The sequence below is a fragment of the Actinomadura sp. NAK00032 genome (genome assembly GCF_013364275.1).
Lineage (GTDB): Bacteria > Actinomycetota > Actinomycetes > Streptosporangiales > Streptosporangiaceae > Spirillospora.
Window position 1 is genome coordinate 1,118,456 of record NZ_CP054932.1, and the last position, 14,484, is coordinate 1,132,939.

General features: G+C 71.1%; 11 protein-coding genes. 9 read left to right on the forward strand and 2 right to left on the reverse strand.

Features of this window, described 5'->3' with window-relative positions; all coding sequences use genetic code 11:
- Positions 1 to 15: 15 nt before the first annotated feature.
- The 3 genes from HUT06_RS05305 to HUT06_RS05315 are packed head-to-tail and all read left to right on the forward strand — an operon-like array spanning position 16 to position 4,362.
- On the forward strand, positions 16 to 1,008 hold the full coding sequence (locus HUT06_RS05305) for a MoxR family ATPase (RefSeq protein ID WP_254714991.1): 993 nt from the start codon (positions 16 to 18) through the stop codon (positions 1,006 to 1,008).
- Between the two features lie 4 nt (positions 1,009 to 1,012).
- A complete protein-coding gene (locus HUT06_RS05310) occupies positions 1,013 to 2,146 on the forward strand; it encodes a DUF58 domain-containing protein (protein ID WP_176194676.1) in 1,134 nt (377 codons plus the stop codon).
- Complete coding sequence (locus HUT06_RS05315) at positions 2,134 to 4,362, forward strand: transglutaminase-like domain-containing protein (RefSeq protein ID WP_176194677.1); 2,229 nt, start codon at positions 2,134 to 2,136, stop codon at positions 4,360 to 4,362. Before HUT06_RS05310 ends, HUT06_RS05315 begins: the two co-directional genes overlap by 13 nt.
- Before the next feature lie 12 nt (positions 4,363 to 4,374).
- Here HUT06_RS05315 and HUT06_RS05320 read toward each other — a convergent pair whose 3' ends face one another.
- Positions 4,375 to 5,562, reverse strand: coding sequence for a hypothetical protein (locus HUT06_RS05320; protein ID WP_176194678.1), 1,188 nt, complete (start codon positions 5,560 to 5,562; stop codon positions 4,375 to 4,377).
- 299 nt (positions 5,563 to 5,861) lie between these two features.
- Between HUT06_RS05320 and HUT06_RS05325 the strand changes: the two genes are divergently transcribed.
- The 6 genes from HUT06_RS05325 to HUT06_RS05350 all read left to right on the forward strand — a co-directional run bounded on the left by HUT06_RS05325 (position 5,862) and on the right by HUT06_RS05350 (position 12,587).
- Positions 5,862 to 6,476 (forward strand): DUF6668 family protein, encoded by a 615-nt coding sequence (locus HUT06_RS05325; RefSeq protein ID WP_176194679.1) that lies wholly within the window; start codon positions 5,862 to 5,864, stop codon positions 6,474 to 6,476.
- Positions 6,469 to 6,777, forward strand: a complete 309-nt coding sequence (locus HUT06_RS05330; RefSeq protein WP_176194680.1) for a hypothetical protein — start codon at positions 6,469 to 6,471, stop codon at positions 6,775 to 6,777. The genes HUT06_RS05325 and HUT06_RS05330 overlap by 8 nt, the downstream gene beginning before the upstream one ends.
- Positions 6,778 to 6,854: 77 nt before the next feature.
- Positions 6,855 to 7,850 carry a hypothetical protein gene (locus tag HUT06_RS05335; RefSeq protein ID WP_176194681.1) on the forward strand — a complete coding sequence of 332 codons (996 nt, stop codon included), beginning with the start codon at positions 6,855 to 6,857 and terminating at the stop codon, positions 7,848 to 7,850.
- Positions 7,851 to 7,917: 67 nt separating this feature from the next.
- Positions 7,918 to 9,549, forward strand: coding sequence for a hypothetical protein (locus HUT06_RS05340; RefSeq protein ID WP_176194682.1), 1,632 nt, complete (start codon positions 7,918 to 7,920; stop codon positions 9,547 to 9,549).
- Between the two features lie 24 nt (positions 9,550 to 9,573).
- On the forward strand, positions 9,574 to 11,055 hold the full coding sequence (locus HUT06_RS05345) for an SCO6880 family protein (protein WP_176194683.1): 1,482 nt from the start codon (positions 9,574 to 9,576) through the stop codon (positions 11,053 to 11,055).
- Entirely contained in the window at positions 11,052 to 12,587 is a 1,536-nt protein-coding gene (locus HUT06_RS05350; RefSeq protein WP_176194684.1) for an ATP/GTP-binding protein, read from the forward strand. The genes HUT06_RS05345 and HUT06_RS05350 overlap by 4 nt, the downstream gene beginning before the upstream one ends.
- Before the next feature lie 68 nt (positions 12,588 to 12,655).
- On the opposite strand, the gene HUT06_RS05355 is transcribed toward HUT06_RS05350, so the two are convergent.
- Positions 12,656 to 14,416, reverse strand: coding sequence for a type IV secretory system conjugative DNA transfer family protein (locus HUT06_RS05355; protein WP_176194685.1), 1,761 nt, complete (start codon positions 14,414 to 14,416; stop codon positions 12,656 to 12,658).
- Positions 14,417 to 14,484: the final 68 nt, after the last annotated feature.

Genomic DNA, 14,484 nt, shown 5'->3' on the forward strand with positions numbered 1-14,484 from the left:
GAGGAAGGACCGAACGTGAGCACCACTGTGGCCGAGGCCGGCGCGATCAACGGCGAGGACGCGATGCTGGCCGCCGACGCCTTCGCGCGGATGGCGGCGGGCGTCGGCAGGGTCGCGCACAGCGCCCCCGCGACGGTGCGGCTGATCCTCACCGCGTTCGCCACGGGCGGGCACGTCCTGCTGGAGGACCTGCCCGGCATGGGCAAGACCACGCTGGCCCGCGCGCTGGCGGCGGTGACCGGCGGGTCGGTCCGCCGCGTGCAGTGCACTCCCGACCTGCTGCCGTCCGACATCACCGGTGTGACGATCTTCAACGAGCGGACCCGGGAGTTCGAGTTCCACTCCGGCCCCGTCTTCGCCAACGTCCTCATCGTGGACGAGATCAACCGGACCTCGCCCAAGACGCAGTCGGCCCTGCTGGAGGTCATGCAGGAGCGGCAGGTGACCGTGGACGGGACCGCGCACCCGGTGCCCCGGCCGTTCCTGGTGGTCGCCACGCAGAACCCCGTCGACCTGGAGGGCACGTTCCCGCTCCCGGAGGCCCAGCTCGACCGGTTCCTGATGCGGCTGTCGCTGGGGTACCCGGGGGAGGAGGCGGAGCTGTCGCTGATGCGCAACGCGGCCCCGGCCGATCCGGAGACCCTGGAGCCGGTGCTGGACGGCACGGAGGTGGCGCGCCTGAACGCCGTCGCCGAACAGGTCATCTTCGCCGACCCGGTGTACGACTACGTGTTGCGGCTGGCCCAGCGGACCCGCCGGCACACGCGGCTGCGGGCCGGGGTGTCGATGCGCGCGTCCATCGCTCTGTGCCGGGCGGCGCGCATGTACGCGCTGGCCGACGGCCGCGTGTACGTCACCCCCGACGACGTCAGGGCCCTGGTCGGGCCCGTGTGGGGGCACCGGCTGGTACCTCTGGCGGGCATCGCCACCGCGGAGGAGAGCGCCGTGCTGCTGGACGAGGTCCTGGCCGAGGTACCGGTACCGGGGCCGCACGAGAACCGGCGCTAGACCGATGGCAGGCGGCACGACTCGGCTCACCCGCCGCGGCTGGGGGCTGGTCGCCTCCGGGGCCGTCCTCGCGGGCGGCGGTCTCGGCCTGGGCTACCTGGCGCCGGGCGCGCTGGGTGCGCTCGTGTTCCCCACCGTCGGCCTCGCCATGGCGCTGGCCAGGCCGCCCCGCCCGGCGCGGGTGCGCCGCCGTGTCACGGCCACGCGGGTGCGCGCCGGCGAGTCCGTCACCGTCATCGTCGAATCGGACGGCCCCGGCGAGGGACGCGTGACCGCCGCCGAACGCGTCACCGGGCCGGCCGGGACGCTCGTCCTCCCGCTCGGCCCGGCCCGCGCCCGGATCCGCTACGAGCTGTCCGCGCAGCGGCGGGGCTTCCTCGACGTCGGCCCGCTCGACCTCGTCCGCACCGACCCGCTGGGCCTCGCACGGGCCGCCCGGACGGCCGGCGACGAGACCGTGCGGCTCCTCGTGCATCCCCGCCACCACGAGCTCACCGTCCTGCCCGCGGCCGGCGGCGGCGGGCGGGACACCTCCTCGGCGGCGACCCGGGCGACCGAGGGCTCCTTCGCGGGGCTGCGCGAACTCGCGCCGGGCGACGACGTCCGCCGGATCCACTGGCGCACCTCGGCCCGCCGCGGGCGCCTGATGGTGCGCGAGAACGCCGACTCGGCCCGGCCCGGCGTCACCGTGCTCGTCGACGACCGCCACGGCCGGGCGGAGCTGGACGCCCTCGCCGAGGCGGCGGCCTCGATCGTGGTGTCCGGCCCGGACCTCCCGGTCGAGCTGCGGCTGGCGGGCGGCGGGTACTCGCCCCCGTCCGCCGGCGTCACCGCGCACCTGGACCTGCTCGCCGAGGCGACGTCCCGCCCCGACGCCGACTTCACCGCCGCCTGCGCGCGGCTGCGCGCGGGCAGCGGCCGCGCGGTCGTCCTGCTGTCCGCCCGGGCGACCCCAGCGGACATCGCCGCCGCGATGGACGCCCTCGCCACGAGGCGCGTCCTGTCGCTGGTCGCGCTGGTGGGCCCCGCGTCCGGCGCGCAGCCGCCCGCCGCGCCTCCCGGCGTGCGGCTGCTGCAGGCGGACACGGCGGAGGCCTTCGCCGCCGGCTGGAACCGGAGCCGCTGGTGGACGCGGTGAACCGGGGACGGGCCCTGCTCGCCGCCGCCGCGGTGACCCTGGCCGCGGCGGCGTCGTCGCCGCTCCTCGCCGCCGGGTACGAGCGGCCGGCACCGGTGGCGGCCGTGCTGGCCTGCACCGCGATCGCGGCGGTGGCCGTCACGTCGGCGGCGCACCGGCTGCTGCGCGGCCTCGGGCCCATCGCGGTGCTCGCCGGGCTCCCCGTGGCCGCCATCGGGCTCGTCGTGGTGGCCGCCCGGGCTCCCGGGCCGGTGCGGGAGCCGGTGCCCGGGGCGGTGGACGCCCTGCTGCACTCGGGGGCCCGCATCCTGACCACGGCGCCGCACCCCCCGGCGACCGTGGACCTGCTGGCGTTCCCCCTGCTGGCGGTCTGGCTCGCCGGAGCGATCGCGACCGTGCTGCGCCGCGACGGCCGCGTCCTGCCCGCGCTGCTGCCCGGTGCGGTGCTCCTGGCCGGGGCCGCCGCGCTCAACCCGGAGACGGCCGGGGCCGGGTACTGGTCGGCGGCACTGCTGGCCGGGGCCGCCGCGCTGGTGCTGGCCTCTGCCCCGCCCGACGCCCCCGACTCCGCAGCTGCGGGCTTCACCGTCCAGGTACGGGCCCCGGAGGCGGCGCGCGCGCGGCGGCGGCCCCTTCCGCGCGTCGCCGCGGCGGGGACGGCGGTGGCCTGCGCCGTGGCCCTTCCAGGGATCGGCGCGGCGGTCGCCGCGCCCGGCATGCTGGAGTCCTGGCCGGTACGGGCGTCCGATCCGCGCAGGCAGGGCGAGCTCCCCGACAAGCCGCGCGAGGTCCGCAACCCGATGGCCTACCTGTCGGAATGGTCGGCCGCGCCCGATCTGCCGCTGATGACGGTGTCGGGCGGGCGGACGCCGCTGCGCTGGGTCGCGCTCGCGGAGTTCACCGGAACGATGTGGATTCCCGACGCCACCTACACCCCGGCGGGTCCGACCCTGCCGCCCGCCGAGACCGTCCCGCCGCGGACGACCCGGAGCACGGTTCAGGTGAAGGTCCAGAACCTGCCCGGCGACTGGCTGCCGGTCCCCGGCATCCCCACCCGGGTGGACGGGATGGCGGTCGGCCACGACGCGGGCTCCGGCACGCTGCTGTCCCTGAACGGCCCGGTGGCGGGGCACTCGTACACGGCGAGCGGGACCGTCCCCGACTGGACCGGATGGCGGGGCACCGACGCCATGGCCGCCTCCGGAACCGGTTTCGAGCGCTACCTGCGCCTCCCGCCCGGTGCCCCGGCCCGCCTGGACGAGATCGCGCGGAAGGCGGCCGGCGACGGCGGCCCGCACCAGCGGGCGTCGCGGATCGCCGAGTACCTGCGCGACTCCTACACCTTCCGGCCGGGCGTCCCGGGCGGGCACGGCTACGCCAGGCTCGGCAAGCTGCTGGTCCCGCCGGGCCGCCGGGGCGGCGGCGCCACCTCCGAGCAATTTGCCAGCGCGTTCGCGGTCCTCGCCCGGGCCGCCGGGCTGCCGAGCCGGGTGGTGGTCGGGTTCGGACCTGCCCACGACGGCACGACGGTCCGCAGCGGCGACGCGGTGGCCTGGGGCGAGATCTACTACGAGGGCGTGGGCTGGGTCTCCTACGACCCCAACCCGCGCAAGCGCTCGGCCGCGGCCCCGACACCGCGGCCGGGAGACCGGACGACGGACGACGGCACCTACCGCGACGACGGCGCCGGCGACCAGGCGGGCACCGGCGCGCGCGGCGGCGAGGCGCCGCCGGGAGACGGCGGAGGGTACGCCGTCCTGGCCGTCCCGCCGCTGGTCCTGCTCCTGCTCTTCCTGACGATGGTGCCGCTGCTGCGGCTGCGGGCTCAGCGCAGGTCGCTGCAGGGCGCGGCGCGCGAGCGGATCCTGTCCGCCTGGACGGAGCTGCTGGTGGCGATGCGGCTCGCGGGCCTCACCCTGCCCGCGTCCGCCACCACGGCCGACGTGTCGGCGCTCCTCGCGGCGCGGCTGCCGGGCACCGCGCCCGGACCGCTGCGGCGGCTGGCCGCGCAGGTGGACGCGGCGGGCTTCGGCGGCCCGGTCACCCGGCAGGACGCCGCGTTCGCCTCCGCGCAGGTCCGCGCCCTGGCCGCGGGCCTGCGACGCTCCAGCTCACCGCTTCGCCGCCTGGCATGGTGGTCGGACCCGCGCGCACCGCTCTGGTCGGCCCGGCCGTCCCGCCTGACACGGCGGGCGCGGACGGGCCGGGGGAAGTGAGCCGGCGCGCGCTCACGGTATCTGGCTGACCTCGCCCGGGTTCGCGGACGGCCCGGAGACCGCGAGCCTGATCGCCGCCCGGACGCGCGTCGCGGGATTGGCGATCAGCGCGCCCACCTGGCCCTCGGTCGCCATGTCCTCGGCCAGCGCGCCCGGCCGGACACCGACCACGTAGTCGGCCTCCATCGGGGACGCCGCGGTGACGCAGCCGGCGGGCAGTGTCACGTACGAGCCGAGGAAGACCCGGCTGCCCGCCGGTATCAGGGAGGCGAGCGCACGCACCACGATCCGCGCGGCGGGGCCGGTCACGGTCACCGTGCGCATGTGCCGCAGCGCCATCGCGACCTGCGAGAGCTGGTCCTCGGTGAGGACGCCGCCGGCGAGGAGCCAGTCCGCGGTGGGGCCCGGCGGCGGGGTGCGGCTCACGACCACGGCCTCGCCGACCCGTGACACGACGGCGCCCTGGGCGCCCTGTTTCGCCCGGAAGGCCTCCACGGCACGCTGAGCCGTGCCGAGGTCGGGAAATCCGGCGACCCGGTGCATGCCGTTCCGGCCGCAGACGGTCACCTCGGTGCCGTGGACGTGCACCTCGTCGACGCTCTCGTCCCGCCACAGCTCGCCGAGCAGGTGGCAGCCGCTGAGCACGTCGTAGACGCGGCCCGCCATGGCCTCGTCCCCGCCGGTGTGCCGGGTGAGGGCCTCTGTCCAGATCTCGAAGAGCCGCGGCTCGAGCGAACGGGCGATCTCCTCGGCGGCGACCCAGTCCGGGGGCGCCTGCGGGCCCTCCGGCTCCGCCACCGCCTCGGCCGCCCGCGCGGCGACCGGCCGGATCGGCTGCGGCGCCTCCCGCTCGTCCTGCTCCACCCGCTCCTCCTGCTCCACTGGCTTCACTGACTCCTCCTGCTCCACCGGCGCCGCCGACTCCTCGCGCTCCTCCGGTCCCGGCGCCGGAAACTGCACCGTGGCATGCCGGGTGACCTGCGGCGAAGGACGGGAAGGGTCCTCCTCCGAGGGCCGGTCGCCCGCCTCCTCCGCAGGAGGTCCGGGCCGCTCGGCCGGTCGCGGGGAACGCTTGCGGGGGCGCCCGGCGACGAGCTTGTCCCGACTGTCCGGCAGGGTCGGCGCCTCGCCGGTCTCCGGTTCAGTGCCGAGCGTCGCCCAGAAGTCCGTTCCCTTGACGGAAGTGTCGTCCGCTGCCATACCGATTTCCCTCCCCTGAGGAGCTTCACGCCGGATCCGCGACCTCTCGAAACGCGACGCCCTCCACCTCCGACTGTGCGGACGAACACGCTCGCCGCCAGCCGCCGGCGCGGAAAGCGGCAGTTGAGCGGGCCGTCCCACGACCGCGCGGAATTTCTTGCCCGCCGCGGTTGACGATCATCTGGATGCGCGGACGGTTCACCGCATGGCAGAGGTGTGCTCGGAAAGGTGCTCGCCTCGTCGGCTCGGTATCGACCGGCGAGCGACCCATTCGGAGAGGGGGCTCAACAATCATGCAAGTGACGGACGCGGCGCAGTGGACGGCCGCTCCCGAGGGCCCGCCGAACGCGGTCGCCGGCGCTCCCCGGCCGGGTGACGTCCGCGGCGGCCGGTTCCACGCGCGGGCGGTCACACCCGCCCGGCTGGCGCCGCCGCCGACGAGTTCGCTGGGTCTCGCCGGGTACAGCGGCCCCGGCCCCGCCCTCTGGATCTCCTCATGCCACGGGGGAGCCGGCGCCTCCACGCTGGCCGCGCTCATCCCCTTCGGCAGGAGCACCGGACGGTACTGGCCGGCTCCCGACCCGCCCGGGCAGGCCCCGGTGATCCTTGTGGCGCGCACCCACGCCGCCGGCCTCCGCGCGGCCCAGGCCGCCGCCGGGCAGTGGGCCGCGGGTGTACTGCCGAACGTGCGACTGCTGGGGCTGGTGGCCATCGCCGATGCCCCCGGAAAACTGCCGAAGCCCCTGAAGGACCTGCTGCGCCTCATTTCCGGAGGCGTACCGCAGGTCTGGGAGCTTCCCTGGGTCGAGGCCCTGCGCCTCGGCGACCCCCCGGAGCAGGTCAGACTGCCGTCCGCATACGCGCGGCTGGCCCAAGACCTCAATCGCATCATCTCGGAGGACGCACATGCTTGACGCGATGATCTCGTGGACGGCCGATCTGGCGCACCATGTGGTCGCTCTGGCTCCTGTTCCCAAGCCCGACGAAAGCACGGCCCCGCCGGGAGCCGACAAGTTTCAGATACTCCTCGGCTGGGCCAAGTGGGGTGCCTTTTTCTGTTGCGTGGCGGGGTTCATGCTCGTCGGCGCCAGAATGGGAATCCAGCACAAGAGGGGTGAGGGAGGCGGGCACATAGCGAGTCTGGCCATCGTGTCATTCGCCTGCGCCATCATCGGTTCTGCAGTCCTCATCGTCGAGAAGTTCGCTGCGGTCTGATGACGAGGTCCTCTGGTTTCGCGCGTGTGGCCCGCTCTCGGAGCCCGGTGCTTCGAGGCGTATTCGGGCTGCCCGCTGTGATCCTCGGGCTGGGCATCATCCTGTGCGCGATCGCCCTTCCTCGTGGTCCCGTTCCGGAGATGGGTGGGCCGGTCCCTGGCGGGCCGGCCCCGGCGGGACAGACGCAGCGGGTGGCAGCCGTCGGCCTTGCGGTGCCGCTGGACGTGGACTGGGAAAAGACGGATTACATCAAGACCGTGGACCCCGACCCCGGCGGCAGGCTGCAAATACACCCCGGAACCGGTCGGGTGAGAACGTGCGATATCGAGCCGGATAGCCATTACGTGCGCGGCTACGTTTACATAGGCGAAAAACAGGTGGCCACCATGCGCGCGGGTAAGGACGGCGCATGTGACGAGCCCGACAACGGATACAAGCTGCTCGATAATGTCCAATATAAATTCAAGATCTGCTTGGGTTCGAGTAAGGGGATGGGCTACTGCAACACCAGCAACACCGCCAAGTGGCCCAAGGCGGACCGAAATGAAGGTTACTGCGGAGACAATTTCGAGGGCGAGGAACTCGTCAAATGCCAGGGCGGAGACAGTCCTTGTGACCTGATCAAGGGTCAAGCGAAAAAGTACTGCGAAGCTGGTACGGGCGAGAGCAGCACGAAAGAGCTTTGCGAAAACATAACGGACACCATCGCTGGGCTGGATCCGTGCCAAAATTTTCTCTCCACCGAAAAGCCGGACGTGCTCCCGCCTCCTAAAGGGGGTCCTGAAAAATCCATCAGTGACAGGCCCGAGGAGACGCTCAAACTGCGCGGCCACGCGGATAAGGCCTCAGAAGTAGCCGATCCGCTCAGGGTATTGAATGGCTGGTTGGTCTGGTTCGCTCTGGGTGCGTGCATGATCGGACTCATGCTGGTCGGCGGCAACATGGCACTCAAGCATAAGAGGGGCGAGGTCGGCGCCCATGCCGCCGGTCTGGGCTGGGTGATGCTCGCGTGCCTGGTAGTCGGCTCCGGATTGGTGATGGGGCTCGTCTCTCTCCTGTTCGATCCACTCTGAAGCGGAAGCATGCCTCCCCCGGGTCGAGCGTACTCGTGATGCTATTTTCGCAACATGCGGAGGTCTAATGGGCGGTATGTACGGTCCTGGTGATCTTCTTCTCTCCGCGCTCATGCTCATCATGCGTGGAGCGATGGAAGCCTTCCAGATGCTGATGAGCTGGTGGATCGGAGGCTCCTACAATCAGAATTTTGCCGACGAAAAAGGGGCCGGGGGTGTTCTCTATTTTCTGCGAACGCACACTAACTGGCTGGCCACGCTCATGGCGTTCGCCGGGTTCATCATGGCTGCCCTCCGTGCTGCCATACAGCGCAAAGGCGAGCCTTTTCGTGCGGCGTTCTCGAATTTCTTCGAGTTGGCCATAATTGTCCTTATGCTTGCCACGGTGGTGCAACTGGCATCTATTGCGGGCGATAAATATTCCACTTGGATCCTGACGCAATCGGCGCCGAAGGATTCGAACTGGGCCAACCAGTGGGTCAGTGAAATGAATGCCTTTCAGGCGACCGGCAGTATGCTGCTCTTCGGTATCTTCGGGTTCTTCGTGCTGATCTCATCGATCATCCAGTGGGGGCTGATGCTCTTTCGGTCCGCTGCGATGGTGGTGTTGGTAGGGCTGCTGCCCGTACTTGCCGCGTCGCGGTTCACCTCATACGGAGAATACGCCTATAAAAGGGCTCTGGGGTGGCTGGTCTCGTGGTGGGCATACGGTCCAGTCGCTGCGACAGGCGCGGCTGCGGGCCAGCAACTAATGCAGTCCGATTATAAGGCAGATCAATACGCCGGCATGGCTTTTATCGTTGGAATGGTGTTCGCGCTACCGGCGGTCTTCTCTGCCATCATGCCCGCGGTCAGGGACGACAACAATTTCTTCAGCCCGCGTCAGGTCGGTCACTTCATGTTCGGGGGCACCGCTGTGAACGCCGGCAAGCGGAACGGCATCTGGTCTGGCATGACGGACTACATCAACAATCGTAGAGCGAATCCTGGCGGGGCGGCTACCGCCCCAGGCGGCCGTCTCGCTGGTGTCGGTGCCACGCGTGGCGGTGCCCCGGGTGGAGGCGCCACGGTTGGAGGTACCTCGGGTGGAGGCACCCCGGGTGGAGGTACCTCGGGTGGCCGCGGCCCGGTTGGAGGTACCTCGGGTGGAGGTACCACGGTTGGAGGTACCTCGGGTGGAGGTACCTCGGGTGGAGGCGCCACGGGTGGAGGCACCCCGGGTGGAGGCACCCCGGGTGGAGGCACCCCGGGAACGGGCAGGCGGGCTTCGCCCGGGGTCGCTGCTTCCGGTGCTACTTCGAGCCCTGCTCCTTCTTCGGGTGCCGTCCTGGGCGGAGGCACTGGCCACGTTCCGGGGAGCACTCCTCCCGGAGGTCTCAACGGTGGCGCGAATGGTCAGCGGGGAGGCGCGGGCGTGGGCGGCCCGCAGGTCGGCGGCCCCTCGGGCGCGGAGCCCGCCTCTGGCGGCACCTCCGGACTTTCGCTTCCACAGTCCGTTCCTCCGTACGAGCGCGACTCATATGAGTCGACTCCCAAGTTCGACTCCGATTTCCAGCGTCCAAGCCTTGCGGCTGCCATCAATGAATACAAACACCCGAGCGGTGGGGCCATCGCCAGCGGGGGTGACCAGTACAAGCAGGAAGTCCCATCGCTGCGCAGCGCCCTCAACCAGGTGAGAGGCCCGAGCGGCGCTAGCTAGGTCAAAGGAATGAGGTGAGCGGAAATGGCATCCGAGTATCACGAGCCCACGTACGGAAACTGGCGTAAACCGGTCTCCCCGGGAATCGGGCGGCTGGGCCTGGCCGGCACCCTGATCCTCATGGTGGGGCTCATCGTCGTCACCATGATGGCCATGGTGTCGACGCTGGCCGCCCTGATCAGTGCGGTGCTGCTGGGGCTGGCCATGCTTCCGCTGGTCATCCAGGACCAGCACGGGCGGACCGCGCTCCAGTCGGCCACGGCCCGGTTGAACTGGTGGTGGGGTCGTTCGCAGGGCTGGCATCTCTACCGTTCGGGGCCGCTGAGCGTCATCCCGTTCGGGTCGTGCCGGCTGCCGGGGCTGCTCGCCGCGTCCCGGCTGGTGGAAGGCCGTGACTCCTACGGGCGGCCGTTCGCCCTGGTCGTGATCCCGTCCACCCGGCACTACACCGTTGTGTTCGAGTGCAACGCCGACGGGGCGGCGCTGGTCGATCAGAGGCAGGTCGACGCGTGGGTCTCCCACTGGGGACACTGGCTGGCCTCGCTGGGCTACGAACCGGGTCTGGTCGGCGCGAGCGTCACTATCGAGACCGCCCCCGACCTCGGCCATCGCCTCCGGGAAGAGATCCACTCCCACACCGATCCGAACGCTCCGGCGCTGGCCCGGGCGGCCCTGGAAGAGATCGTCTGGAACTACCCCGTGGGCAGCGCACGGGTCTCCACCCGCATCGCCGTCACCTATGGGGCCCTACCGCATGCCGGAGGCAAGCGCCGCGACCAGGACGCCATGGTGCGGGAGATCGGGATGCGCATCCCCGGGCTGATCTCGGGGTTGGAGATGACCGGCGCCGGGGCCGCTCGCCCGATGACCGCCGCCCAGCTCGCCCGCGCCGTGCGGCTCGCCTACGACCCCGGCGCGCAGTCGAACCTGGACGCCGCCGAGAATGCGGAAGCGCCCTGGGAGGACGCAGGACCGGCCGCGGCGCAGGAAGCGTGGGACCACTACGTCCACGACAGCGGCCATTCCATCACCTGGGGCATGACGGAGGCGCCGCGCGGCGAGGTGCTGTCCAACGTGATGACCGGTCTGGTGGCCCCGCACCATGACATCGCGCGCAAGCGCGTCACCTTTCTCTACCGGCCGCACGATCCGGCCTCCGCGGCCCGGATCGTGGAACGGGACCGCAAGGACACGCGCTTCCGTCTCGACGGAAACACCAGCGCGGCGCGGAACGAGATCGACGTCATGAAGAGCGATCAGTCGGCCATTGAGGAGGCCCGGGGCGCGGGGGTGACCCGGTTCACCGTCCTCGTCACCGCCACCGTCCGTTCGGCCGAGGAACTGTCGGTCGCCGCGGCGGCCGTCGACACGCTCTCGGCCCCGGCGCGCCTGCGGTTGCGGCGGATGTACGGGGCGCAGTCGTCGGCGTTCGCGGCGGCTCTCCCGCTGGGCGTCGTCCTGCCCGATCACCTTCAGGTCCCCGCGCTGGTGAGGGAGTCCATGTGAGCAGGGGCAAGACGAAGCCGGGCAAGGACGCGGAGAAGCCCGGCAAGGACACGAAGAAGTCCGGCAAGGCCGAGCCGAAACCCGGTTTCAGGGGCTTCAGCCGCCGCGGCGGAGGGCGCGCCTCCTACGTGGAGATGCCTTCGGAGTGGCGCGGGACCACCGTCCAGGTGTGCGGGATGTGGCCGTTCGGGGCCGGGTCGGGAACGCCGATGATCGGTGTGCCGCTCGGCCGGGAGCTGACCACGGGGGCGGCCCTGTGCTGCGATCCGATCTCGTGGTTCCAGCGCGCCAACCTCATCCACAACCCGTCGGCACTTGTGCTCGGCAAGCCAGGGCTGGGCAAGTCGACCATGATTCGCCGGATGCTGCTGGGACTCGTCGGGCAGGGCGTGTTCCCCATGGTCCTCGGCGACCTCAAGCCCGACTACGTCGACCTGATCCGGGCGATGGGCGGGCAGATCATCAAGCTCGGCCGCGGCCTCGGGGCGTTGAACGTGCTCGATCCCGGAGCGACGGCCGCCGCCGCGGCCATGCTTCCGGAGCAGGCGCGGGTCAAACTGGTCGCGGACGCGCACGGCCGGCGGCTGAACATGGTCGCCGCGCTGCTGACGGTCCTGCGCGGCGGCCCGATCGCCGACACCGAGCGCACCGTCCTCAACGCTGCCCTGCGAGTGCTGGACGAGCGTCACCCCGGCGTGCCCGTCCTGCCGGACCTCATCAGGGTGATCGACGAGGGACCGGAGCGGCTGCGCTCCGTGACCCTCGCCCGCGGGGACGACGCGCGGTACCGCGCGGCCGTCGACCCGCTGCACGCCTCGCTGCTCGGAGTGCTGGACGGCCCGATGGGGGAGGCGTTCTCGCGGCACACCACCACCGCGATCGACCTGAACAATCCGGGCGGCGTCTGCATCGACATCAGCGGGATCGACGACGCCGACGCCGAACTCCAGGCGGCCGTCCTGCTGGCCTGCTGGTCGGACGGGTTCGGCGCGGTGGAGGCCGCGCACGCGCTGGCCGACGAGGGGCTGGCGCCGCGGCGGCACTTCTTCGTCGTCCTGGACGAGTTGTGGCGGGTCCTGCGGTCCGGACGCGGCCTGGTGGACCGGGTCGACGCCCTCACCCGCCTCAACCGGCAGCGCGGCGCGGGCCAGGTGATGATCACGCACACCATGGCCGACCTGCTGTCACTGGCCGATCAGGCCGACCGGATGAAGGCCAGGGGCTTCGCCGAACGTGCCGGCATGGTGATCTGCGGCGGGTTGCCGCAGGCGGAGATGCCCATGGTGAACGAGGTGGTCCGGATGTCGTCCGTCGAGGAACGCATGATCGTCGACTGGTCGACGCCGCCCTCCTGGAACCCCGACATGAACCGGGACAGCGAGCCCCCAGGACGGGGCAGGTTCCTCGTCAAGGTCGGCGGCCGCCCCGGCATCCCGTTCAAGGTGGAGCTCACCTCCGTCGAAATGGAGGTCAACGACACCAACAAGCGCTGGACCAACTCGACCACTATGCCCGGCGCACACGCCGTCTGACCGGTCGGGCCGGCCGACCCGGTCTTCCCGCAAGGCGGCCTCGTCCTTGCGGGAAGACCGGGGACATCTCAGCTCCGCGGCCGGGAGTCCCGCTCTTCCGCGGTGATCGGGTCCGGGGCGGGGCCCGCCCCGGCCGCCTGCTGCGCGACGCTCCGCTCGATCATCTGTTCAGCGGCCTTCTTGCCCTGGGCGATGACGTCCCCGTCCTTGCGCTTCCACCACGGGGTGAGCCACATCTCCACGGGACGGGCCGTGCCCGCGACGACCACCGCGCGGCCGAAGGGCATGGTCCTGAGCTCCTCGGGACGCAGCACCTGCTGGCCGTGGTCCTTGCCCACGAGACCGGAGAGCTCGTCGAGGTCCTTGGTGCTTCCGGCGCCGCCCGAGACGATCTTGATCGACGAGTTCTCCCACAGGCGGGCGGCACCGTCCCCGCCCCATCGGGCGCGCGCGTCCGCCAGTGAGGTCAGGTAGACGTGGACGGCGATGGAGTAACCACCCGACTCGCCCATGTACATGGGGAGACCGCCCAGCGGGCAGATGTCGGTGGCCTGGTTCAGCTCGAAGGTCAGCGGCGGGTCGAGGCGTCCGGTCGGGTTCTTCATGGCCGTACCGCGGGCGCTCCGGAAGTACTGCTCGATGATCGTGGTGACGACCGGCGCGATGCCGCCCCAGTCGGGCTGCTGCTTCCCGACGAAGTACAGGGTGTTGCGCCCCTTCAGGAACTTGATGAAGTCGAACTCCTCACCGGGGGGCGGCGAGCAGTCCTCCAGCACGTTCGGGTGTGAGAAGCAGTGCATGACCTGGATGACGGTGGACCAGGACCGGTGGGAACTCCGCTGGAACTCCAACTGCGCCGCGTACCCCGGAGCGGCCTTCTCACTGGTGCGCAGGATCTCGATGGCCTCGTCGGGATCGGCGTCGTGGACCCAGTCCATCACCCGGCGGAAGTTGACCTTGCCGATCGCGCCGGCGTGCAGCAGGCAGCGGATGATGGTCAGCACCCCCGTCAGGTGGGTCCCCTCCTCGGAGATGCTGAACTGGCTGGACTGGACGAGCGTCGCCGACCGGACCGCGCACACGTTCGGGTCCTCGCATCCCTGCAACGGTGACCAGCGCATCCGGTTCGGCCATCCGGTCCAGTTGTACGGGTCGAACACGTACACCTCACCGACCTGCGCACGGGCCATCACGGTGTTGATGAACGTCTCGCGCCGGGTGGAGGTGACGATGCAGGGGCCGGGCGCGTCGATGGTGAAGGGCGTGACGAAATGTACGTCCTTTCCCTGCCTCGGTGCCGAGACGATGACCGCGGTGTCCTCGATCGACGCGTACAGCTTCCGCCGGGACCTGACGTCGCGTCCGAGGTAGAAGCCCACGTCCTCGGGCTTCACGTCGCGCGGGGACATGGCCGCGGTGGACGGCCGGACCTGGGGCGCCTTGCGCAGGGCGGTCTGGGCACTCAGGAGCTTCCGCACCTCCCAGCCGGACGCGTACCCCAGGCGCATCCGTCGGACGGGGCGGTGGCGCCGCACGTTCAGCAGGACCCGTACCGCGAAGACGACGAACACCGTTGCCAGGGCGAGCAGCACGATGAGCAGGAAGAAGAACATCACGGAGGACCCGATCGCGGCGGCCGCCGCGGGCGGCCACGCACTCTGCGGATCGCCGGGACTTCGCACGAAGTTGTAGGCGATCTGCAGGGCGTCACTGGGACTCGAGTCAGGCCAGCCGTGCCCGGTGAGAAGGCCGGACAGTTGGCCCGCGAGCCAGATCAGGAAGCAGGTCGCGCCGCCCATCAGAAAGGCCGCGAATCCGAGACCGATCAAGCAGCCGTAAACTTCATCGTCATCGTTACTGCTCACGAAGGCTCCTCATGTCATTACCAACCCGTACG

Bases quoted from the DNA above. Each gene is read 5' to 3' on its own strand.
- HUT06_RS05345 (WP_176194683.1), top strand. From the start codon at position 9,574: ATGGCATCCGAGTATCACGAGCCCACGTACGGAAACTGGCGTAAACCG.
- HUT06_RS05330 (WP_176194680.1), top strand. From the start codon at position 6,469: ATGCTTGACGCGATGATCTCGTGGACGGCCGATCTGGCGCACCATGTG.
- HUT06_RS05320 (WP_176194678.1), bottom strand. From the start codon at position 5,562: ATGGCAGCGGACGACACTTCCGTCAAGGGAACGGACTTCTGGGCGACG.
- HUT06_RS05310 (WP_176194676.1), top strand. From the start codon at position 1,013: ATGGCAGGCGGCACGACTCGGCTCACCCGCCGCGGCTGGGGGCTGGTC.
- HUT06_RS05340 (WP_176194682.1), top strand. From the start codon at position 7,918: ATGGGCGGTATGTACGGTCCTGGTGATCTTCTTCTCTCCGCGCTCATG.